The 20,303-nt window shown below is 67.6% G+C and carries 19 protein-coding genes; 1 reads left to right on the top strand and 18 read right to left on the bottom strand.

Going from position 1 to position 20,303, the window contains the following annotated elements; genetic code table 11:
- Positions 1-16 precede the first annotated feature (16 nt).
- The 18 genes from scpB to ACSE4D_RS15885 all read right to left on the bottom strand — a co-directional run bounded on the left by scpB (position 17) and on the right by ACSE4D_RS15885 (position 19,082).
- Positions 17-688 carry an SMC-Scp complex subunit ScpB gene (gene scpB, locus ACSE4D_RS15970; protein ID WP_425120369.1) on the bottom strand — a complete coding sequence of 224 codons (672 nt, stop codon included), beginning with the start codon at positions 686-688 and terminating at the stop codon, positions 17-19.
- Positions 685-1,596: a segregation and condensation protein A gene (locus tag ACSE4D_RS15965; RefSeq protein WP_436327142.1), complete on the bottom strand. Its 912-nt coding sequence runs from the start codon at positions 1,594-1,596 to the stop codon at positions 685-687. The genes scpB and ACSE4D_RS15965 overlap by 4 nt, the downstream gene beginning before the upstream one ends.
- 146 nt (positions 1,597-1,742) lie before the next feature.
- Complete coding sequence (locus ACSE4D_RS15960) at positions 1,743-2,612, bottom strand: ParA family protein (RefSeq protein WP_135542081.1); 870 nt, start codon at positions 2,610-2,612, stop codon at positions 1,743-1,745.
- A 38-nt stretch (positions 2,613-2,650) separates the two neighbouring features.
- The gene (xerD, locus tag ACSE4D_RS15955) at positions 2,651-3,601 is read right to left on the bottom strand and encodes a site-specific tyrosine recombinase XerD (RefSeq protein ID WP_135542035.1); all 951 of its coding nucleotides are present in this window, start codon (positions 3,599-3,601) and stop codon (positions 2,651-2,653) included.
- A gap of 6 nt (positions 3,602-3,607) precedes the next feature.
- The gene (locus tag ACSE4D_RS15950; protein ID WP_135542037.1) at positions 3,608-4,408 is read right to left on the bottom strand and encodes an NUDIX domain-containing protein; all 801 of its coding nucleotides are present in this window, start codon (positions 4,406-4,408) and stop codon (positions 3,608-3,610) included.
- A 92-nt stretch (positions 4,409-4,500) separates the two neighbouring features.
- The gene (locus ACSE4D_RS15945; protein WP_426937447.1) at positions 4,501-6,180 is read right to left on the bottom strand and encodes a CTP synthase; all 1,680 of its coding nucleotides are present in this window, start codon (positions 6,178-6,180) and stop codon (positions 4,501-4,503) included.
- 8 nt (positions 6,181-6,188) lie between these two features.
- Positions 6,189-7,325: a group 1 glycosyl transferase gene (locus tag ACSE4D_RS15940; RefSeq protein WP_436326268.1), complete on the bottom strand. Its 1,137-nt coding sequence runs from the start codon at positions 7,323-7,325 to the stop codon at positions 6,189-6,191.
- Positions 7,326-7,358: 33 nt separating this feature from the next.
- The gene (locus ACSE4D_RS15935; protein ID WP_436326267.1) at positions 7,359-8,582 is read right to left on the bottom strand and encodes a glycosyltransferase family 4 protein; all 1,224 of its coding nucleotides are present in this window, start codon (positions 8,580-8,582) and stop codon (positions 7,359-7,361) included.
- Complete coding sequence (murJ, locus tag ACSE4D_RS15930; protein WP_425120364.1) at positions 8,579-10,288, bottom strand: murein biosynthesis integral membrane protein MurJ; 1,710 nt, start codon at positions 10,286-10,288, stop codon at positions 8,579-8,581. The genes ACSE4D_RS15935 and murJ overlap by 4 nt, the downstream gene beginning before the upstream one ends.
- On the bottom strand, positions 10,285-11,190 hold the full coding sequence (locus ACSE4D_RS15925; protein WP_425120363.1) for a hypothetical protein: 906 nt from the start codon (positions 11,188-11,190) through the stop codon (positions 10,285-10,287). The genes murJ and ACSE4D_RS15925 overlap by 4 nt, the downstream gene beginning before the upstream one ends.
- Positions 11,187-12,164 carry a copper transporter gene (locus tag ACSE4D_RS15920; RefSeq protein WP_135542049.1) on the bottom strand — a complete coding sequence of 326 codons (978 nt, stop codon included), beginning with the start codon at positions 12,162-12,164 and terminating at the stop codon, positions 11,187-11,189. The genes ACSE4D_RS15925 and ACSE4D_RS15920 overlap by 4 nt, the downstream gene beginning before the upstream one ends.
- Positions 12,157-13,395 (bottom strand): putative cytokinetic ring protein SteA, encoded by a 1,239-nt coding sequence (steA, locus tag ACSE4D_RS15915; RefSeq protein WP_436326266.1) that lies wholly within the window; start codon positions 13,393-13,395, stop codon positions 12,157-12,159. The genes ACSE4D_RS15920 and steA overlap by 8 nt, the downstream gene beginning before the upstream one ends.
- A 15-nt stretch (positions 13,396-13,410) precedes the next feature.
- Positions 13,411-15,114 carry a DNA repair protein RecN gene (gene recN / locus ACSE4D_RS15910; protein WP_436326265.1) on the bottom strand — a complete coding sequence of 568 codons (1,704 nt, stop codon included), beginning with the start codon at positions 15,112-15,114 and terminating at the stop codon, positions 13,411-13,413.
- Positions 15,115-16,071, bottom strand: a complete 957-nt coding sequence (locus ACSE4D_RS15905; protein WP_425120360.1) for an NAD kinase — start codon at positions 16,069-16,071, stop codon at positions 15,115-15,117.
- Positions 16,068-16,874 (bottom strand): TlyA family RNA methyltransferase, encoded by an 807-nt coding sequence (locus ACSE4D_RS15900; protein ID WP_135542057.1) that lies wholly within the window; start codon positions 16,872-16,874, stop codon positions 16,068-16,070. The genes ACSE4D_RS15905 and ACSE4D_RS15900 overlap by 4 nt, the downstream gene beginning before the upstream one ends.
- On the bottom strand, positions 16,871-17,083 hold the full coding sequence (locus tag ACSE4D_RS15895) for a hypothetical protein (protein WP_436326264.1): 213 nt from the start codon (positions 17,081-17,083) through the stop codon (positions 16,871-16,873). The genes ACSE4D_RS15900 and ACSE4D_RS15895 overlap by 4 nt, the downstream gene beginning before the upstream one ends.
- Complete coding sequence (locus tag ACSE4D_RS15890) at positions 17,080-18,105, bottom strand: HAD-IIA family hydrolase (RefSeq protein WP_436326263.1); 1,026 nt, start codon at positions 18,103-18,105, stop codon at positions 17,080-17,082. The genes ACSE4D_RS15895 and ACSE4D_RS15890 overlap by 4 nt, the downstream gene beginning before the upstream one ends.
- Entirely contained in the window at positions 18,102-19,082 is a 981-nt protein-coding gene (locus tag ACSE4D_RS15885; RefSeq protein WP_436326262.1) for a hypothetical protein, read from the bottom strand. Before ACSE4D_RS15885 ends, ACSE4D_RS15890 begins: the two co-directional genes overlap by 4 nt.
- Between ACSE4D_RS15885 and ACSE4D_RS15880 the strand changes: the two genes are divergently transcribed.
- On the top strand, positions 19,068-20,135 hold the full coding sequence (locus ACSE4D_RS15880; protein ID WP_436326261.1) for a hypothetical protein: 1,068 nt from the start codon (positions 19,068-19,070) through the stop codon (positions 20,133-20,135). The genes ACSE4D_RS15885 and ACSE4D_RS15880 overlap by 15 nt on opposite strands.
- Positions 20,136-20,303: the final 168 nt, after the last annotated feature.

Here is a 20,303-nt window from a genome sequence, read left to right as displayed (position 1 = left end):
TACCCATTCTCTCAAATCAATCGTCAAGTCGTGACATCTCGGCGCCCGGGGCCGCGATATCGGCCCCGGTGGCAGGCATATCGTCATCGGCATCGAGGTCGCCGTCGATCTCGGCCAGCACCTCATCGTCATCGGAGCCGAGTTCGGCGACGTCGGCGTCCTCGGGCAGGTAGGGGGCGATGTCCGGCAGGTCGTCGATCGCGTTCATGCCCATCGTGTCGAGGAACTGCGGGGTCGTGGCATAGAGCAGCGCCGAGGTGGACGCTTCCTTCCCGGCTTCGACGATGAGTCCGCGCAGCAGCAGGGTGCGGATGACGCCGTCGACGCTGACTCCGCGGATCGCGGCGATGCGGGGTCGGGAGATCGGCTGCCGATAGGCGATGACGGCGAGGGTCTCGAGCGCGGCCTGGGACAGCTTCGCGCTCTGCCCGGCGGTGAGGAAGTCCTTGACGACTTCGTGGTAGTCACCGCGGGAGAAGATGCGGAAGCCTCCGGCGACGTGGCGGATCTCGAAACCGCGCTGCCGGTGGTCCGCATCGCCGTCGTAGTCGGCCTTGAGTGTGGTGATCGCTTCGACAACGGTGTCCACGTCGAGGCCGAGAGAAGTGGCGAGCTCCTCGGCGGACACGGCCGAGTCGGTGATCATGAGCACGGCTTCGATGCCGGCAAGGATCTCGTCATCGATCATGATTGCGCATCTCCCCCAGCAGCGTCAGTGCCCTCATCGTCCTTGTTGTCATCTCCCCCATCATCGCCAGCGCCCTCGTCGTTGTCGGACGTCGACGGGTCGCCTCCCCCATCATCGCCAACGCCCTCGTCGTTGTCGGACGTCGACGGGTCGCCGCCTGCTGAGTCGTCGCCGCTTTCGTCGCCGCTTTCGTCTCCGCTCCAGTCGCCCTCGGTGCGCAGGTCGACGCCGTCTTCGCTCATTTCGGTGCGGTGGATGAGCAGCCGCCCCAGCGGTTCGGGCTGGTCGAAATCGCAGAGTCCGACCTTGAACAGTTCGAGCAGTGCGAGGAATCGGGCCACGACGACCAGGGTGTTCTCCGCGGTCTCGAGCAGTTCGGCGAAGTCGAGCTCTCCGGCGCGCAGCAGGGAGAGGATGTGGCCGCGCTGCTCGGAGACGCTGACCAGCGGCAGGTGGATGTGGTCGACGGCGACACTCGGCGGTGTGTGGTCGCGTTGGAGCACGGTGGCGAAGATCCCGGCCAGCTCACCGGGGCCGATGTTTATCTCCAGCGGCGGCAGCACGTCCTGGAACTCGGCTTCGAGGACGACGTCGCGGGGCGCGCGGATCGATCCGGCGGCCATCGCCTCGGCGAGGTAGCCGGACACGGACTTGTACGCCTTGTACTGGAGCAAGCGGGCGAAGAGCAGGTCGCGGGCCTCGAGCAGTTCGAGGTCGAGGACTTCCTCGCCCACTTCGTGCGGAAGCAGCCTCGCGGTCTTGAGGTCGAGCAGGGTGGCCGCGACGAGGAGGAACTGGGAGATCTCGGCGAGGTTCGCCTTGTCCTTGAGCTCGGTGGTGTAGGAGATGAACTCGTCGGTGACCTCGGCCAGGGCGATCTCCGTGACGTCGAGACGTCGTTTCGAGATCAGCCCGAGCAGCAGATCGAAGGGCCCGGAGAAGTTCTCGAGTTCGACCTGGAACCCTTCAACGGCCGTGCCCGTGTCATCCGCAGTTCCGACACCGTCGTCGGTGCGGGCTGCGGGATCGTGCGTGCCCTGTTGGATGGTCTCGCTCAGGGTGCGCCTCCGCGGGCGATGAGCTCCCGTGCGAGTCGCCGATAGGCTTCGGACCCGGCATGCTTGGGAGCGAAGCTCGTGATCGGTTCGGCGGCCACGGAGGCATCGGGGAACTTCACGGTGCGGTTGATGACGGTCCCGAAGACCTTGTCGCCGAAGGCCTCGGTCACCCGCGACATGACTTCCTTCGAGTGCAGGGTCCGCGAGTCGAACATCGTCGCGAGGATCCCATCGACTTCGAGCGAGGGGTTGAGCCGGTCCTGGACCTTCTCGATCGTCTCCACCAGCAGCGCGACGCCGCGGAGGGCGAAGAACTCGGTCTCAAGCGGGATGATCACACCATGGGCGGCGGTGAGGGCGTTGACGGTGAGCAGACCGAGCGAGGGCTGGCAGTCGATGAGGATGACGTCGTATTCGTCGGCGACCTTCGACAGCGCCCGCGCAAGCACCTGCTCACGGGCGACCTCGCCGACGAGCTGGACTTCGGCGGCGGAGAGGTCGATGTTGGCCGGGAGGATGTCGATGTCCTCGAAGTCCGTGCCCACGATGACCTCGTGCGGGTCCAGACGCGGATTCATCAGCAGGTTGTACACGCTGATGTCGAGGTCATAGGGGTTGAGGCCCAGGCCGACGGACAGGGCACCCTGCGGGTCGAAGTCGACGAGCAGCATCTTCCGGCCGTATGCGGCCAGAGCCGCGCCGAGGTTGATCGACGAGGTCGTCTTCCCGACCCCGCCCTTCTGATTGACCATGGCGATGATGCGGGCGGGTCCATGCGAAGCCAAGGGGGCCGGCTCCGGAAATTCCTCGGGCTCGGCTGCTGCGGTCTTCTGCTGGGGGATATCCAACGCCTCTTGCGTATTCATCACTCGGATGGCCACCTTTCGTTGCTCTTCGTCCAACCCTACCGCGCCCTGGGGTGCGAGGTCGCGTACACTTCCCGCAGTGTCTCTTCAGAAACTTTCGTATAGATCTGCGTCGTCGTCACCGAGGCGTGCCCGAGCAGCTCCTGAACGACACGGATGTCGGCCCCACCCTCGAGCAGATGGGTGGCGAAGGAGTGCCGGAACGTGTGCGGAGAGACTTCCGCGTCGATCCGTGCCGCCTCGGCCGCGTCTTTGACGATCTGCCATGCGGAGACCCGCGAGAGCCGGGTTCCGCGGGCGTTGAGGAACAGCGCCCCGGCCGGCGACGAGGTCTTCGCCTTCGCCGCCATCCCCGGCCGCACGCGCGACACCCACGCCCCCAGTGCCGTTGCCGCGTGCGATCCGAAGGGAACGATCCGCTCCTTCCCGCCCTTGCCGTAGAGACGGACCAGCCCGGAGTCGAGGTCGACGTCATCGAGGTCGACGCCGACCGCTTCGGAGATGCGCGCTCCCGTGGCGTAGAGGAGCTCGAGCAGGGCCGCGGCCCGGATCTGGACGGGCTCCTCCCCCGCCGTCGTGGCAAGCATCCCCTCGATCTCGTCGAGCGAGAGCGCCTTGGGCAGGCGCAGCCCTTCCTGCGGCGGACTGACCTCGGAAGCCGGGTCCGTGGGGGCGAGATTCTCCGCCAGTGCGAAGGTGTGGAAGCGCCGGACTGCGACGAGGGCCCGTGCCCGCGACCGCGGAGCGAGCCCCGTGTCGAGCAGGTGCAGACCATAGGCTTCGACGGTGGACCGTTCCACCTCGCCGAGGCGGCCGATCCCCTCACCGCTCAGCCAGGTTCCGTATCGGGCGAGGTCACGAGCATAGGCGTCGATGGAATTGCGGGACAGGCCGCGTTCGAAGCGCAGGGAATTGAGGTAGGACTCGAACCCTCGACGCAGTTCTGCGGAGAGGTCGTCGGGCAGCAGTTCGGCGCCGTGCCGAGCCACGAGGAATCAGGCCTCGTCGGTGCGATCGGAACCGGTTGGTCCGTCCCCCGCGGTCGCGCTGCCTGTCGGCGCGTTTCGCCCGGCCACGTTCCCTGTCGGCGCGCTTCCCGCGACCACGTTCTCTGTCGGCTCGCTTCTCGTCTCGACCTCGGCACCGCGACCGAAATCCGGGCGTCCGTCGACGAGGGGCCGCGGTGAGTCGACGGCGCGCAGTTGAACCGGCTGTCCGGCCGCTTCGGCGCGCAGCACTCTGTCGACCTGGAAGATCGCCAACTGGGCGATCGCATTCGTGACCCGTCCTTCGGCCACAGCGTCGAGCGCCTCGTCGACGCTGACCCAGCGGAAGCGGAACCCTGCCTCCTCCTCGTCGCGTTCATGCCGGTCGGCCTCGGGCACGAACGCCAGGTCACGGGCGAGGTAGAGCCGCATCGTCTCGGAGCTGCCGCCCGGTGTCAGGCAGGAGTCGCTGAGAACCTCCCAGCGTTCGGCCGTGAGGTCGGCTTCTTCGACGAGTTCCCGCTTGGCCGCGTCGACCGGGTCTTCTCCGGCAACGTCGAGCAGGCCCGCGGGGACCTCCCACAGACGGGACCGCACCGGGTGCCGGTACTGCTGGACGAGGAGCATCCGCTGCTGGTCGTCGACGACGGCGATCCCCACGGCACCGGTATGGGCCATGAGGTCGCGGACGAGTCCGGAGGCTTCGGGCAGGTCGAAGCTCTCGCGTCGGATGTCCCAGACCGCACCGCGGTAGACGACCTCGGATCCGGAGATCGACGGAGTGTACGGCTCATCCTGCAGGGTGCTCATCGTCTGCCTTCCTCTTCATCGACGGTGGTGCAACGGCGAATGCCGCCGGCGTGTCCGCCGACGGCATTCGCTGACAACAGTGGTCACAGTGCTCACTGACGCGCCAGCGCCGCGGCTACGAGCCCCGCGAACAGCGGGTGCGGCGCGGTCGGACGCGACTTCAGCTCGGGGTGGGCCTGTGTCGAGACATAGAACGGGTGGGTCTCGGCGGACAGTTCGACGAACTCGACGAGCTCACCGTTGGGTGAGGTGCCGGAGAACTCCAGCCCCGCCTCGGCGAGCTGATCCCGGTACGTGTTGTTGACCTCGTAGCGGTGGCGGTGCCGTTCGCTGATCGTCGTCGCACCGTAGACACCGGCGACGACGCTGCCCTCGGCGAGGTTCGCTTCGTAGGTGCCCAACCGCATGGTCCCGCCCAGGTCTCCTTCGCCTTCGACGATGGAGAGCTGCTCGGCCATGGTCGCGATGACCGGGACCGTGGTCTCCGGGTCGAACTCGGACGACGAGGCCGCCTCGATGCCGGCGACATTGCGGGCGTACTCGATGACCATGCACTGCAGTCCCAGGCACAGACCCAGGGTCGGGATCTGATGGGTGCGGGTGTACTTGAGTGCGCCGAGTTTGCCTTCGATGCCGCGGATGCCGAAGCCGCCGGGCACGCAGATCGCATCGAGTCCGGCCAGCGCCTTCTCGGCTCCGGCTTCGGTTTCGCAGTCATCGGAGGCGATCCAGCGGATCTTGACCTTCGCGTCGTTGGCGAAACCGCCGTGACGCAGCGCCTCGGTCACCGACAGGTAGGCATCGGGCAGATCGATGTACTTGCCGACGATGCCGATCGTGACCTCGCTCGAGGGGTTGTGCACACGTTCGAGCACCCAGTCCCACTTCGTCCAGTCGACATCGCGGAAGGGAAGGTTGAGGCTGCGGATGACGAACACGTCGAGGCCGCCGTCGTGGAGGACCTTCGGGATGTCGTAGATGCTCGGAGCGTCGACGCAGGAGACGACCGCGTCGGTTTCGACGTCACAGGCCCCGGCGATCTTCGCCCGGATCGAGTCCGGCAGCTCGCGGTCGGAGCGCAGCACGATCGCATCGGGCTGGATGCCGATCGAGCGCAGGGTCGCCACCGAATGCTGCGTCGGCTTCGTCTTCAGTTCGCCCGAGGGCCCGAGGTAGGGCACGAGGGAGACGTGGATGAAGAAGACGTTGTCCCGTCCGATGTCGTGGCGGACCTGGCGGGCGGCCTCGAGGAAGGGCTGAGATTCGATATCGCCGACGGTGCCGCCGATCTCGGTGATGATGACGTCGGGGCGGTCGGCCTCGGGGCGTTCGGCCTGCGCACGCATGCGCGCCTTGATCTCGTCGGTGATGTGCGGGATGACCTGGACCGTGTCGCCGAGGTACGCGCCGCGGCGCTCCTTGGCGATGACCGAGGAGTAGACCTGGCCGGTCGTGACGTTCGCGGCGCCGTCGAGGTTGTTGTCGAGGAAACGCTCGTAGTGGCCGATGTCGAGATCGGTCTCGGCCCCGTCCTCGGTGACGAAGACCTCACCGTGCTGGAAGGGATTCATCGTGCCGGGATCCACATTGAGGTAGGGATCCAGCTTCTGCATGGCCACGGTGAGGCCGCGCTGAGTGAGCAGATGACCGAGGCTCGATGCCGTCAGTCCCTTTCCCAACGAAGAGGCGACGCCTCCCGTGACGAAGATGTGCTTTGCCGTATGAGTGCCACCTGGGCCAGTTCGATTCACCACGGGATTTGATTCTATCAAAGTCCGGCTCACGAATCCGCGGCGGCGTCGGCCTCGGCGTACAGGTCGAGCAGCGTAGCGGAGATCGCGGCGCCGTTGCTGACGTCGATGACCCGCTTCTTCGCGGCTACGGCGGAGGTGCCGCGTCCGGCCGGGTCGTCGAGAAGATGATTGATCTCACGCAGCAGACCGTCCGTGTCGTCGGCGTCGACGCTCTTCGCGGCCTCTCCCCAGATGCCGGCGCGGCGTTCGCTGCCGATGAACACGGCAGGCTTCGACAGCTGCATGAGGTCTTCGTGGGACAGGCCGGTCATCGTCTCGCTGGCGATGACGACGTCAGCGGCCGCGGCCACATCGACGAGGTCACCGGCGGGGGCGACGATGACGCCGCGGTCGGAGAATTCGCGGGACACCGTCGACCGGTCCTTGCCGGTGCCGGTGAGGACGAAGACGACGTTGCGGTCGGGGCGTCGGCTGTTGATCTGGACGGCGGCGTCGAGCACGGTCGCCAGCGCCGTGTGATCGCGCAGGGCGATGGGGCTGGCGACCACCCAGGTGCCTTCCTTGACTCCGAGTTCGCGTCGGACATCGGCGCGCGGGGTGCGCACCGTGAGGTCGACGTCGATGTCCGGGTGGACGAGTTCGGCGCGTTCGACGATCGGGACCCGCCCGCTGTAGTAGTCGACGACGGGTTCGGTCGTGCCGAGGACGGCGGTGGCGGTGCGGCCGACGATCTCGGCGCCGGTCTTCTCGATGACGTTCGCGGAGTCGAAGGACTCGATCGTGGCGACGGCTTTCGGATGCAGGCGGGCGGGCAGACCGGTGAAGGCGAGCCCGGCGAGCGTCGCCGCGTGCAGTCCGTGCGCGTGGACGATGTCCACGTGCTGGTAGTACTTGTGCAGGGTGAAGGCGGTGTTCGGGTCGGCCATGGAGAAGCGTCGGCGCGCCGCGAGTTCGATCTCGCGGAATTCGTCGGCCAGCTCCTCGGGAACTCCGAAGGTGCCCAGCAGCGACCGGTGTGCGGCGACGGCGACTTTGAAGCCCGCGCGGAGGTGACCGAGCACGGCGAGCTTCGCCACTTCGACGACTGGGCCGGTGGTCTCGGCGAGCACGTGCAGAATCCTCGTGTCTGCGCTCAGTGGGTTGACCTCGCCGGATTCGCTCATTTCCTCATCCTCTACTTTCGATCGACGCTGCTTCTAGCCTACCTGGGCAGACACGAGTTCCGTGTATATGCCTGCGAGTTCTTCGGCGACTTCCCTTTCACCGGGAAGCTCGGCTCCGCGGGCTCGTGCCCGTGCCCCGAGCTCGGCGCATCGGGCGGGGTCTCCGGCGAGTTCGGCGACGGCGGCGGCGAAGGCCCGATCATCGTCATCGGGGACAAGGACACCTGCGTCGCCGACGAGTTCGGTGCTGCCGCCGGTTGCGGTCGCCACGATCGCCTTGCCGGAGATGAGCGCTTCCTGGAGCACGAGCGCGCGGGCCTCCCACACGCTCGTGAGCACGTAGATGTCCGCGGCTGCGGCGAGTTCGGCGACGTCGCTGCGTGCGCCGAGGAAATGCAGAGGGGGAATCGCCGAGGCGGCGCTGAGCTCAGCGTACTGTGCCCGGACTTCGCCGAGCACCGTTTCGTCGGCGGCGCCGGCGATGAGCACGACGAGGGCCGGATCGCCCGCGTCCTGTTTCGTGCGCGAGGCGTCCTGTCCCGTGCGTGCCGCGTCCGCTGTCCGGGTCGGGTTCGTGCTGCCCGTCGTGTCGCCGAGGCGGCCGAGCCCGCGCACGAGCATCGGGTAGTTCTTCTGCGGTGCGACCCTGCCCACGGCGAGGACGATGACCGCGCCCTCGTCGAAGCCGTAGGTGCTTGCCAGCTGGGCGCGGGTGGCGGCGGCCGCCTCGGCGCTCACCGGTGTCACCTCGGGTACGGCGGCGGGCACGAACCGGGCATCGCGGGCACCGAGTTCCTGGGCACGTTCGACGAGGTCGGTGCTGGCACCGAGAACGAGGTCGGCGCCGCGGGCGAGCATCGTCTCCACGCGGATTTCGACCTTCCCACGCAGTCCCTGGCCGCTGGCCCGATTGTGGAGGCTGAGGACGAAACGCGGACGGGAGCGCAGGGTGCGCAGCGTCAGCTGCGTGATGAGTCCGGCGCGGAACCCGTGGGCGTGGACGATCTGCGCATCGAAGCTGCGCAGCAGACTGCGCTGCCGCCGGATCAGGGCGGCATCGGCGGGTCCGATTCCGGTGCCGAGTTCGAGCACGGCGAAGCGGACTCCGGGCAGCAGGGAGAAACCGAAGTGCTCATCGGTCGCGGCGGGGCCGATGACGCCGATCTCATGACCGGCCGCACCGAGGTCGCGGGCCAGTGCCTTGACGTGAGTGCCGACTCCCCCGGTGGAGGTGCCGATGACGAAGACGATCCTCATGATTCTTCCTCCCTGTCCGTTCCAGTGCCCTGCGGTACCGTCGCTTCGCCGGCACCCGTGTCCTTCCGGTCGGCGAGCAGTCTGCGCACCTCGCCCAGGAAGCCGCGGTCGATGATGAGCACGATGAGCGCGAAGACCACGCAGCCGAGCAGCGCGGAGACGGTGCCGGCGAGCACGGCCGATCCCGCGGAATTGTCGAGCAGTCCCCCGAGCCACTGCGAGGTCACGACTCCCGCGGTTCCGGCAACGGCGGCGGCACCGAGGGTGAGCAGTCCGCGGCGGCCGACCAGCGCGAGGCCGGTGGGGCCGAGGACGCGGCGGATGGACGTGAGCAGGAATCCTCCGGCGACGCTCATGCCCAAGACGTAGCCGCAGCAGATGGCGATGAGCGTCAGCCCCGGATCCCCGTTCGCATTCGTCACGAGGATGGCCGCGATCATGCCGACGATGACGAGGAGCCACCCGGTCGTCGTCGCCGCAGCCGAATGGCGGGACCGTTCGAGGGCGTAGAACACGCGGGTGCCCCAGGCGACGAAACACCAGCCGGGCACGGCCAGTGCCATGACCATGATCGCCTGTGCCATCGAGTCGAAGGGCGCCGACGAGCTCTTCTCCGCGTCGATGGCGATGAAGAAGGTCTGCAGCGGTCCGGCCGCGGAGAGGAGGATGACGGCGCCGAGGCCGCCGATGGCGACGATGAGCGCGGTCGTCGTCGATGTCACGGCCCGCAGTCGCACCCGGGCTTCGGTACGGTGCGTGTCGGTCGCCTCGGGGTCGGTGGATCGTCCCACCCAGGTGGACAGGGTCGGGAACATCACGGTCGCCACGGTCACGGCGAGCACCGCATACGGCAGCAGGTAGACGGCGTTGATGTAGCTGAAGAGGACGAACGTGCCTTCTCCGCCCGAATGGTTCGACAGGGTCAGGGTCGCGAGCACGGCGCCCTGCTGCGCGAGCAGAGCCGACATCCCGGCCCCGGCCAGTCGCAGCGCCCGGTGGGCGACCCCGGGCGGGAAGGAGAAGGTGGGACGCAGTCTCAGCCCGGTCGAGGCCATCGGCAGCGCCAGAGGCAGGGCGAGGGCGGCCACGCCGATGGTCGTGCCCCAGCCGAGCCAGCCGAGGTGGGAGTGCCAGGTGTCGTCGTTGCCGCCGACCATGCGGTAGGCGATGTAGCTGCCGATGACGACGAGGCTGGACAGCAGCGGGGCGAACGCCGGCCAGAGGAACTTCCGGTGGGCTTGGAGCACGCCGGTGAGCACGGCGCCGATGCCGTAGAGGACGAGCTGCGGGGCGAACATGAGCAGCAGCTGCACGGTCGCCTGCACTCCGGTGTCGCTGGTCCGCGCATCGACGAGGACGTTCGCGATGGGCGCGGCGAAGACGGCGAGCAGGATCGACAGCGGCAGGGTCACCGAGACGGCCCAGGTCAGCAGTCCGGAGGCGATCCGCCCGGCCGTCGCGCGGTCCGATCGGGCCAGCGGGATCGCGAGCAGCGGGATGACGGCCCCGGCCAGGGCGCCTCCGGCGACGACCTCGAAGAGGATGTTCGGCACCTGGTTGGCGCTCTGGTAGGCGGTGCCGACGGTGCCGGCACCGACGGTCGCGGAGAAGACCAACCAGCGGAGGAAACCGACCAGTCGGGTCAGCAGGGTGATGATCGATACGAGCAGCGCCGTGGAGGCGAGGACTCGAACGAGCTTGCTCACACGCCCTCGCGGCCGAAGGCGTCGATCTCCCGCAGTCCGGGGGTGGACTCGATGACGGAGGTGAACGACACCTTCTCACTTGCCAGGGTGAGTCCGGCGAGGACGGCGAGGATGAGACGGCGGCGTCCCGGGCTCGCGGTTTCGGCGAGGATCACGCCGATGGCAGCGCCCAGCGCGTTCGCGCCGGTGTCCCCGAGCATGACCTCACCGGCCAAGTCCTCGGGCCAGGCCGCTGCCGTGGCGCCGGCGATCGCGGCCGACGGCGACCAGGACACGCGACGTTCGTGGTCGGTCAGCGCCAGGGTGAGCGCCCCTGTCTTGAGTGCGCGACCGGGTCGGAGGTCGAGGAGGTTGAACAGGTTCGCCGATCCGGCGATGACACCCCCGGTGACGACGATGTCCGCGGCCGCGGCGTACCAGGCGCGGTCGTTCTTCCGAGCACCGAGGCCGGTGCCGAAGGCGGATCCGAGGCTGTCTGCGAGTCCGTGGGCCCCGGGCCGAGGTGCCCCGCTGCGCAGGATCGTCGCGGCCGCGATCGCGGCGAGCGGAATTCCGGTGATCTTGAGCGCTCCGGTCGTGATCTCACCGCGGGCGAGTGCGCTCAGGTGTCCGCGCAGTCCCTTGGAGGACCCGGATTCGCAGAAGTCGTCGACGGCACCGAGGCCGCCCGCCGCGGCCGTGGCCAGCAGGGTCGCGGCTCGCTGCCGGGGGTCTTCGATGAGCAGTCCGCCGGCGAGCAGTCCAGCGGTGACGGCCGGGCCTTCGATGAGCGAGACCTCGCGGCCGGCGTGGTTGGTGCGCACCACGTCCCGCTGGGTGCGCAGCCGAGACCTGAGCACGGCCTTCGTCGCCGCGTATCCGGCGAGTCCGGCGACGGCGGTGCTGACGATGGAGCGGATCATTTCGCCTCTTCCTTCTTCGTCTCGTCCGTCTTCGCGGGCAGGATCCCTTCCGCGTCTTCGGCGAATCCGTAGTGTCCGTGGGTGCCGGCTTCACCGGCGGCCAGCGCCCGAACGGCGATGACGGGGCCGGCGCCGAGGCCGAGTCCGTCGACGGTGCTGGCCCGCGACTTCTCCGTCCGCAGCACGTTGACGAGTCCGTTCTGGGACGATCCGGCGTCGCCGGCGACGACGACCGAGGTGGCTTCGGCGGTGAGTGCGGTGACGAAGTCGGTCACCAGGGTGCGGGTGGCCTTGTCATCGGTGGCTTGCGGGCTCGGCTTCGTCTCCTCGGCCAGAGTCGAATTCTCATCGTCGACGACGATGAACAGCGAGGTCGTCTTGTGATCGGTGTCGGTGCGCAGACGGTCGGCGTCGACGAAGGCGTCGTAGAGCTGCGAGGACTTCTTCTCCGCGGCGTCGCGGTCGGCGGGATCTTCGAGCATCGAGGCATCTCCGGTGAGCGCGATGACCAGTGCCGCGCGGATCGCCGTCGAATCGTCCTTCGGCAGCTTCGGCACGATCTTGCGCAGCTGTTCGAGGAACGCAGAGGAGTCCTCGAGACTGAGCGTGGTCGGGACGAAGGAGACGTCGCCGGCGATCGTGCCGTCGGCTTCCTTGACCCTGTTGCTCACCTCTTCGACCTGCTCGGGGTCGGCCTCGGGTCCGGCGATGATGCTCACGTCTTGGCCCTTGAGGGTGCCTTTGATGAGTTCGGGAGCCGCTGCGGTGACGAAATCGTTCTGTTTGTCGATGTTGCCCTTGGCCGCATCGAGGTTCGCTCGCAGAGTGTCTCGGTCGCTGCGCAGCGCATCGACCTGGCTCTGCAGGGATTCCCCGATCGGTTCCTTGAGCGGGCCCGCGCCGAGGACGATGCCCACGGCGAGTGCGAGGAACACCGAGACGAGGGAGACGAGGTGGTAGCGGAAATCAATCACGGGTCAGTCCTTGGATGAAGCCGGCGGATTCTGTCGAGGCCGCGGGGTCCCCGCCGAAGAGGGAGCCGATCCAGCCGAAGAGGCCGTCGAGTTGGGCGCCGATGAGGCCGAGGAAGGTCTGCCCGGCCGAGGTTGCGGTCATCGCCACGCCGAGGGCGACGAGTCCGGCGATGATGAGCACGGCCAGCTGCAGGCTGGAGATGCGCTGCCGGTAGAGGAGGGAGACTCCCTTGGCGTCGATGAGCTTCGATCCCACTCGCAGGCGGGTGATGAACGTCGAGGCCATGCCCTTGCGGCCTTTGTCGAGGAACTCCATGACGGTGTCGTGGGTGCCCACGGCGACGATGAGTTCGGCGCCTTTGTCATCGGCGAGCAGCATCGCGATGTCTTCGCTCGTGCCGGAGGCGGCGAAGGCCACACATTCGACGCCGAGGGATTCGACGCGTTCGGTGCCCGGCGCGTTGCCGTCACGGTAGGCGTGGACGACGATCTCGGCTCCGGAGGTCAGCGCGGCGTCGGACACGGAGTCCATGTCGCCGACGATCATGTCGGGGCGGTAGCCGGCTTCGATGATCGCATCGGCACCGCCGTCGACGCCGACGAGCAGGGGCCGGTATTCGCGGATGTAGGAGGACAGCATCGCCAGGTCCTCCTTGTAGTGGTATCCGCGGACGACGATGAGCACATGTCGGTCGGTGAACTGCGTCTTCACTTCGGGCACAACGAGTTCGGCCGAGAGCAGGTCGGAGTCCTTGCGGATGTATTCGATCGTGTTGTCGATGAAGTCCACGAGCACGGAGTTCATTCCGGCTTCGGCCATGTGCATGTCGTCGGCGATCGTCTCGTGCGTCTGCAGAACTCCGGTGGCCACCTCGGTGTCGCCTGCAAAGACGGTGCCGCCCTCGGTGGAGATCTCGGCGTTCTCGTCGACTGCGTCGAAGATCTCTGCTCCGGTGGCGTCGATGAGGGGGATGCCGGCGTCGACGATGATGCCCGGGCCGAGGTTCGGATACCGGCCGGAGATCGATTTGTCGGCGTTGATCACCGCGGCCGGTCGGCAGGCGACGAGGGCCTCGGCGGAGATCCGGTCGATGTCGGAGTGTTTGATGACCGCGATATCGCCTGCTTCGAGGCGTTTGGTGAGGTCTTTCGTGCGTCGGTCCAGGCGGGCAGGGGCGGGACCGGACCGGGTCGGTGCGGCGGGAACGTCGCGATGTCTACGCACTCTCATGGTCCGGCCATTGTCTCATGTGGTCCTCGCACCGGCGTCCTTGACCTGCCGCGCATTGTCGAGGAGTTCGGCCGCATGGGCCTTCGCCGAGTCGGAGTCGTCCATTCCGGCCAGCATGCGGGAGAGTTCGACGACGCGGTCTTCGTCGCTGAGTTCCTGCACGCCCGAGCGCACGGTCTCGGCGTCATCGTCTTTGACGATGGTCACGTGCGTGTCGGCCCACGCCGCGACCTGCGGCAGGTGGGTGACGACGATGACCTGGGCGTTTCGGGCGAGCTTCGCCAGTCTGCGGCCGATCTCCACGGCCGCCTTGCCGCCGACGCCGGCATCGACTTCGTCGAAGACGTAGGTGGGAATGGATTCGCTGGCCGCGCGGACGACTTCGATGGCGAGCATGACGCGGGAGAGTTCACCGCCGGAGGCGATCTTGCCGATGTCGTCGGGGGTCGAGGATGCGTGCGCGGCGAAGGTCAGCCGCACCTCGTCGGCACCGTGGCTGGTCGGTTCCCGGGGCGTGAGCTCGAAGTCGACGCTCGCCTTCGGCATCGACAGTGCCGCGAGCTCTTCGCTCACGGCCTGGGAGAATTCCTGCGCGGTGGCGGTGCGGATCTCAGACAGCGCCGCGGCGGCTTCTTCCATCTCGGTCCGCGCTTGGTCGAGTTCGGCGTCGAGGCCGTCGAGGTCGCGGTCTTCGGTTTCGAGTTCGGTGAGTTCGGCCGCGGACCGGGTTTCGAAGTCGAGGACTTCGGCCACGTTCTGGCCGTAGGGGGCCAGGGTGCCGAGTTCGGCGCGGCGGGCTTCGGTCTCTTCCAGTGAGGTCTCGCCGAGTTCGTCGAAGCCGGAGAGGTAGGAGGACAGTTCCGCGGCGGAGTCCGACAAGCGCAGCACCGCGTCGCCCAGGGCTTCGCGGATCGTGGTCAGTTCTCGGTCGGAGGATTCGACGTCGCTGATCGCGGCGATGGCCTGATGGACGAGGTCGACGGCGGCTCCGGCGTCGTCGGCTTCGGAGCCGAGCAGCAGGTCGTGGGCGGCGCCGACGGCGCGGGTGATCTCGGCGGCGGCGCCGAGCTTCGCGGCCTGGGCGGTCAGCGTCTCATCCTCGCCGGGTTCGGGGCGCACGGCGTCGATGGCTTCGAGGCAGCCGCGCAGCCACAGGATGCGTTCGCGGCGGGCCGCGGTGGAGTCTTTGATGCGTGAGACTCGGGCTTCGGTCTCTTTCCAGGACTCGAACGCGGCACGGTAGCGGGCGGCCACCTCGGCGAGTCTCTGTCCTCCGGCGGCGTCGAGGAGCTGTCTCTGCTGGGCGGTGCCTTTGAGTCGCAGCTGTTCGGATTGGCCGTGGAGGGTGATGAGGTCGGAGGAGATGTCGGTGAGCACGGAGATCGGCACGGTGCGTCCGCCCGCGGTGGCCCGAGCGCGGCCCTTGAGCGCGACGGTGCGGGAGATGATCGCTTCGTCCTCGGCGCTGCCGCCGGCTTCTTCGATGCGCTCGCGCACGGTCTCGGCGACATCGGTGAAGATGCCTTCGACTTCGGCTTTCTCCGCGCCCTTGCGGACGACTCCGGAGCCGACTTTGCGGCCCATGAGCAGGGACAGGGCGGAGACGAACATCGTCTTGCCGGCGCCGGTCTCACCGGTGACGACGGTGAAGCCGGTGTCGAGTTCGACCTCGGCTTCAGCGATCACGCCGAGGTGGGAGATGCGCAGTTCGGAGATCAATCAGGCCTCCTTGATCGGGCCCCGCCACCCGGAGACGGGCAGGCGGAACTTCGCGACGAGTCGGTCGGTGAAGGGTCCGGTGTGCAGGCGGGCGAGTCGGATCGGCGACTTCGAACGGGTGGCCTCGACGCGGGCGCCCGACGGCAGTTCAAGGGCACGGCGGCCGTCGCACCACAACACGGCGGAGAAGTCGGGGTTCGTCGGGGAGATCTCCACACCGAGCCGGGAGTTCGGGTTGACGACGAGCGGTTCGGCGAAGAGGGCGTGGGCGGAGATCGGGACGAGGATGAGCGCTTCGACCTCGGGCCACACGATGGGGCCGCCGGCGGAGAAGGAGTAGGCGGTCGAGCCGGTGGGGGTGGCGAGGATGACGCCGTCGCAGCCGAAGGAGGACACGGGGCGGGCGTCGACGCCGAGGACGACGTCGACCATGCGCGACTTCGAGGTTTTCTCCACGGTCGCCTCGTTGAGCGCCCAGGCGTTGAAGATGTTCTCCCCCTCGTGCCAGACGGACACGTCGAGGGCGAGGCGCTCTTCGACGAGGTAGTCGCGTTGGGAGGCACGGTGGACCGCCTCGGCGAGGTCTTCTCTTTCGCTTTCGGCGAGGAAGCCGACGTGGCCCAGGTTGACGCCCATGAGGGGTACGCCGGAGCCGTGGAAGCGTTCGGCGGCGCGGAGGATGGTGCCGTCGCCGCCGAGGACGATGACGAGTTCGCAGGCGTTCTTCCACTCCCCAAGCTCGGAGGCATCGATGATGACGCAGTGGTCGAGGATGTCGGCTTCGGCGACCGTTTCGGTGCCCAGGGCCGCGGCTTGGCGGGCGCGGATGCCGACGATCTCGTCGTCGAGGACGACGGGGGTGATGCCGTCGTCGAGGAGAGCTTTGAATACGCTGACGGCGGCCACGGCCGACTCTTCACGTTGGGGGTGCAGCAGCACCATGATGTGTCTGGTCACGACTCTCCTCTCATGATCTTGTCCAGGTGGGCGGGGATGGTTGCTTCGTCGAGCCTATCGGACTCATCCGGGGCGCGGCCGGGTCGAACACGCAGGAAGTACTCCCTGTTCCCGCTGGGTCCCGGCAAGGGTGAGGCCGCAATGTCGCTCACGCGTGCGGCGTGTTCGCCGACGGCGGTCACGACGGAGTCGATCGCACGGCGGCGGTGGGCCGCGGACGTGACGACGCCGTGCTTGTCGAGGCAGGAGCGGGCGAGTTCGAATTGGGGTTTGACCATAAGCAGCAGCTGCCCGGTCGATGCCGTGGCGGCCAGCAGCGGTTCGAGGAGCAGGCGCAGGGAGATGAAGGAGACGTCGGCGACGACGAGGTCGACGCTCGGTACGTCGGAGTTCGAGAGTTCGCGCAGGTTGAGGCCTTCGCGGACGTGGACGCGCGGGTCTTCGCGCAGCATGGGGGCGAGCTGGTCATGGCCGACGTCGACCGCCCAGACCTCGGCGACTCCGTGCTGGAGGAGGACTTGGGTGAAACCGCCGGTGGATGCGCCCGCGTCCAGGGCGGTGAGGTCGCTGAGCCTGGTCGTGAGTGCGAAGGCGTCGAGGGCGCCGAGGAGTTTGTGGGCGCTGCGGGCGACCCAGGGGTCGGGTTCGGTGACGGTGAGGTCATCGGCTTCGGCCACCTCGTGGGAGGCCTTGGTGATGGTGCGGCCGTTGACGCCGACACGGCCGGCGGCGATTTCGCGGGCCGCGCGGGAGCGGGAGTGCAGCAGTCCGCGGTCGACGAGTGCCCGGTCGAGCCTGCTCACAAGGAGCCCACCTGGGAGTCGAGTTCGTCGAGCAGGGTGCCGAGGCGCTCATGACGCTGCGCGGCGGGGGCGTCCTTGGTCTCGGCGAGGTGCGCACGCCAGCCGTCGACGGGCACGTCTCCACTCAGCGAAGCCGGTGTCGGGGTCGGTGTCGGTGTCGGTGTCGGTTGGGCCTGCGGTGGAGGGGTCGGTCGCGGTGATTCGGTCACTGGTCCTCCTCAACATCGTTGCGAATCCCGGAGGTGTCGGAGGTGTCGGGACGGTCGCCGATCGTGCGCGGCAGCTGCTCTTCGGTCAGCACCGCCTCGGCGTCGGTGTCGCCCGCGTCGATGGCGTCCCAGGCTCGGTGCAGGGCGGTTTCGATCTGCGTGCATTCGCTGCGCTCGGCGCCGGTGATGAGGGTTTCGAGGCCGCGCAGACTCGGCAGGATGAAGGTCGGTCGGCGTTCGGGTGCTGCGCGGAGTGCATCGTGGATGTCGTGGATTCCGGTGAGCACGAGCGCGGTGTCGAAGCCGGCGGCACGTCCGCCTTCGATGTCCGTGTTCAGTCGGTCACCGACCATCAGCGGTCGTCTGGCGCCGAGGCGGCTGGCCGCGAATTCCATCATGTGCGGGGCGGGTTTGCCGACGATGACGGGTTCGGTGTCGGTGAGTCGGGACATGAGTTCGACGAATGCTCCGTTGCCGGGGACCTTGCCGGATTCGGTGATGAGGGAGAAGTCGGGGTTGCTCGCCCACCATTCGGCTCCCGAACGGATGGTCGCGCAGGCGCGCACGATCGTCTCGTAGTCGATGTTCGGGTCGAGTCCTTGCGCGATGGCCACTGGCCGGGCTTCCGGGGAGTCCGTGATCTCGAGTCCGGCGTCTTCGAGCGCGATGCGCAGTCCGGTCGTGCCGACGAGGTGGACACGGGCGCCGGTCCCGAACCGCTGCGCGAGGCGTTCGGCGAGCACCTGCGCCGAGGTGGTCACTTCGTCGTCGGAGGCGTCGATACCCAGCCCGGTGATCTTCTCCGCGGTCGCTTCGGCGGTGCGTGTGGCGTTGTTGGTCACGTAGTTGACGGGAATCTGCTGGGAATGGAGCCAGTTGATGCCGTCAGCGGCTCCGTCGATCGCGTGGGTGCCGTGGTAGACGACGCCGTCGAGGTCGAACAGGACACAGTCGATGGGCACGCCCGTGGTCTCAGGCGTGGAACCGTGCGACGTCTGTGCCTGTTCGGCGGGGAGTGTCACTGGTCTCCGTCGGCCTCGGCGGTCTCGGTGTCGGTCCCGGCGTCGGCGGTGTCGGTGGTAACGGTGTCACCTTCCGTGCCGGCGTCGGCTTCTGCCTCGGCGAGGATCTCGTCGAGTTCGGATTCGATCTCCTCGTCGGTGACCTTGACGGATTTCAGTTCCTTCGCCGAGACGTGCGTCTTCGACGAGGGGGTCTGGTCGGCAGGTGCTGCTGACTCGGCGGACGCACCTTCTCCGGCTTCGGACTCTGCGACTTCGGGCTTGCGGTCGTCGGTCTCGCTGCCGGCTTCGGTGGACGGTTCCTCTGCGGCCTCGGACTTGCGGTCGTCAGTCTCGCCGCCGGTCTCGGCGGACGCGTCGCCTGCGGCCTCGGGCTCGTCTTCGATCTCGTCGACGGTTTCGATCTCGACACCGGCGTTGAGGTCCGGCTCCTCGTCGCCGAAGAGTGTGCCGGTCGCCTTGGCCGTGCGGCGGGAGAGCTCTTCGTACTTGTCGGCGAGTTCGGGCTCGCCGTCGATGCGCAGCACTTCGGCGTAGGCGGCCATGAGACGGACCAGTGCGCCGCTGGGCTTCTGGGTGAAGTCCTCGGCTTCGATGAGTCGACGTGCGCCGGCGATGTCTCCGAGGTCGGACTTCGCTCCGGCAGCGACGATGACGAGTTCGGTGCGAGCATCGTTGTCGAGGTCGAGCTCTTCGGACTGCTTCAGCAGCTCGATGGCCTTCTCCGGCTTGCCGCGGCCACGTTCGCCATCAGCGATGAGCGCGATGTTGTCATTCGACCCGGAGATGCGGCGGTGGGTGCGCAGTTCACGCACGGCCTCATCGTATCTTTCGACGTAGTAGGCAGCGATGCCGAGGGCTTCACGGACGACGGCCACGCGGCCGGCGCGAGCCATAGCGGCCTTCGCGTGTTCGTGGGCGCGGTCGGCATCGAGGTCGAGCAGCCCGCCCGCGGCGACGAGATGCTTGGCGACCATGATCGCGTTCTCTTTGTCGAGGGAGCGCAGCTGAGCGAAGATCTCTTTGTCGAGCTCGCGGCCGGTGACGCCTTCGGGGATCTCGGGTTCTTGGACGCGCGGGCGGCGGGCGCGCTGCTCGCGTGCGTATTCGCCGGTATCGGTCTTGCGCGACGCACGGCGGTCGTTGTCATTGCGACCGTATCCTCCGCGGCCCCGGCGGTCATCATCACGACGAGTCCCCTGGTAACCACCACGACGATCATCGTCACGACGGTCACGGTTGAAACCGCCCCTACGATCATCATCGTTGCGACGATTGCCCTGGTAGCCACCTCGGCGATCGTCATCACGACGGTTCCCTTGGTACCCGCCTCGGCGATCGTCATCACGACGGTTCCCTTGGTACCCGCCTCGGCGATCGTCATCACGACGATTCCCTTGGTACCCGCCTCGGCGATCGTCATCACGACGATTCCCCTGATACCCACCACGACGGTCATCGTCACGACGGTCACGGTTGAAACCGCCCCTACGATCATCATCGTTGCGACGATTGCCTTGGTACCCGCCTCGGCGATCGTCATCACGACGGTTTCCCTGGTACCCGCCTCGGCGATCGTCGTCACGACGGTTTCCCTGGTACCCACCGCGACGGTCATCGTCACGACGGTTGCCCTGATACCCACCTCGGCGGTCATCACGGCGATCGGAATGGCGTGGCCCGCGGCCGTCCCGGTTGTCCGGTCGACGGTTGCGATTGTTGTCGCGATCTGCGCCGCGACCGCCTTCTGCGCGGCGGTTGTTCTGGCTGTCTCGCGAATCCCCTTGGGCCACGATTCTCCCTATGAAGTCTTTTCAATGTTCCGCTCCATTCTAGTGCACTCACCGCCGAGTCGCCCTGTGTGCGGGGACACGTCAGACTCCGCCGCGAGCTCTCCTCTCACCCGTCGACTCCCAGGTCACCGCGTCAGCCCTCTGTTAGAATCAAGGCGAATCCAGTCGAACGGCCAGCACAAGTCGAATCGGTTCGGCGGCAGCGGCAGTCCGCGTCGCCTCGGCACCAGGGGATGAATGACAGCGGACGTGGAAGATCATTGCGCGGATGACAGCCGTCTGCGTGTCTCCACGAGCAGAAATTCTGCAGCTATCCGCCTCCCCGCCCCGGTTTTCCTCGGTCCCCTGCCTTCTCTGCGGCACGCATACGCGATGGACAATCCCAACTGCGCTTGTGATCAGCAT

It is taken from the genome of Brevibacterium sp. FAM 27836 (assembly GCF_051351055.1).
Lineage (GTDB): Bacteria > Actinomycetota > Actinomycetes > Actinomycetales > Brevibacteriaceae > Brevibacterium.
Note: the sequence above shows the minus strand (reverse complement) of the source record. Positions and strands in the feature narration are given on the sequence as shown.

What these genes read in the sequence shown, in the direction of transcription:
- ACSE4D_RS15880 (WP_436326261.1), top strand. Translation starts at nt 19,068, where the DNA reads ATGCTTGGCGACCATGATCGCGTTCTCTTTGTCGAGGGAGCGCAGCTG.
- ACSE4D_RS15885 (WP_436326262.1), bottom strand. Translation starts at nt 19,082, where the DNA reads ATGGTCGCCAAGCATCTCGTCGCCGCGGGCGGGCTGCTCGACCTCGAT.
- ACSE4D_RS15950 (WP_135542037.1), bottom strand. Translation starts at nt 4,408, where the DNA reads ATGAGCACCCTGCAGGATGAGCCGTACACTCCGTCGATCTCCGGATCC.
- ACSE4D_RS15935 (WP_436326267.1), bottom strand. Translation starts at nt 8,582, where the DNA reads ATGAGGATCGTCTTCGTCATCGGCACCTCCACCGGGGGAGTCGGCACT.
- steA (WP_436326266.1), bottom strand. Translation starts at nt 13,395, where the DNA reads ATGAGAGTGCGTAGACATCGCGACGTTCCCGCCGCACCGACCCGGTCC.
- ACSE4D_RS15940 (WP_436326268.1), bottom strand. Translation starts at nt 7,325, where the DNA reads ATGAGCGAATCCGGCGAGGTCAACCCACTGAGCGCAGACACGAGGATT.
- scpB (WP_425120369.1), bottom strand. Translation starts at nt 688, where the DNA reads ATGATCGATGACGAGATCCTTGCCGGCATCGAAGCCGTGCTCATGATC.
- ACSE4D_RS15925 (WP_425120363.1), bottom strand. Translation starts at nt 11,190, where the DNA reads ATGATCCGCTCCATCGTCAGCACCGCCGTCGCCGGACTCGCCGGATAC.
- ACSE4D_RS15960 (WP_135542081.1), bottom strand. Translation starts at nt 2,612, where the DNA reads ATGAATACGCAAGAGGCGTTGGATATCCCCCAGCAGAAGACCGCAGCA.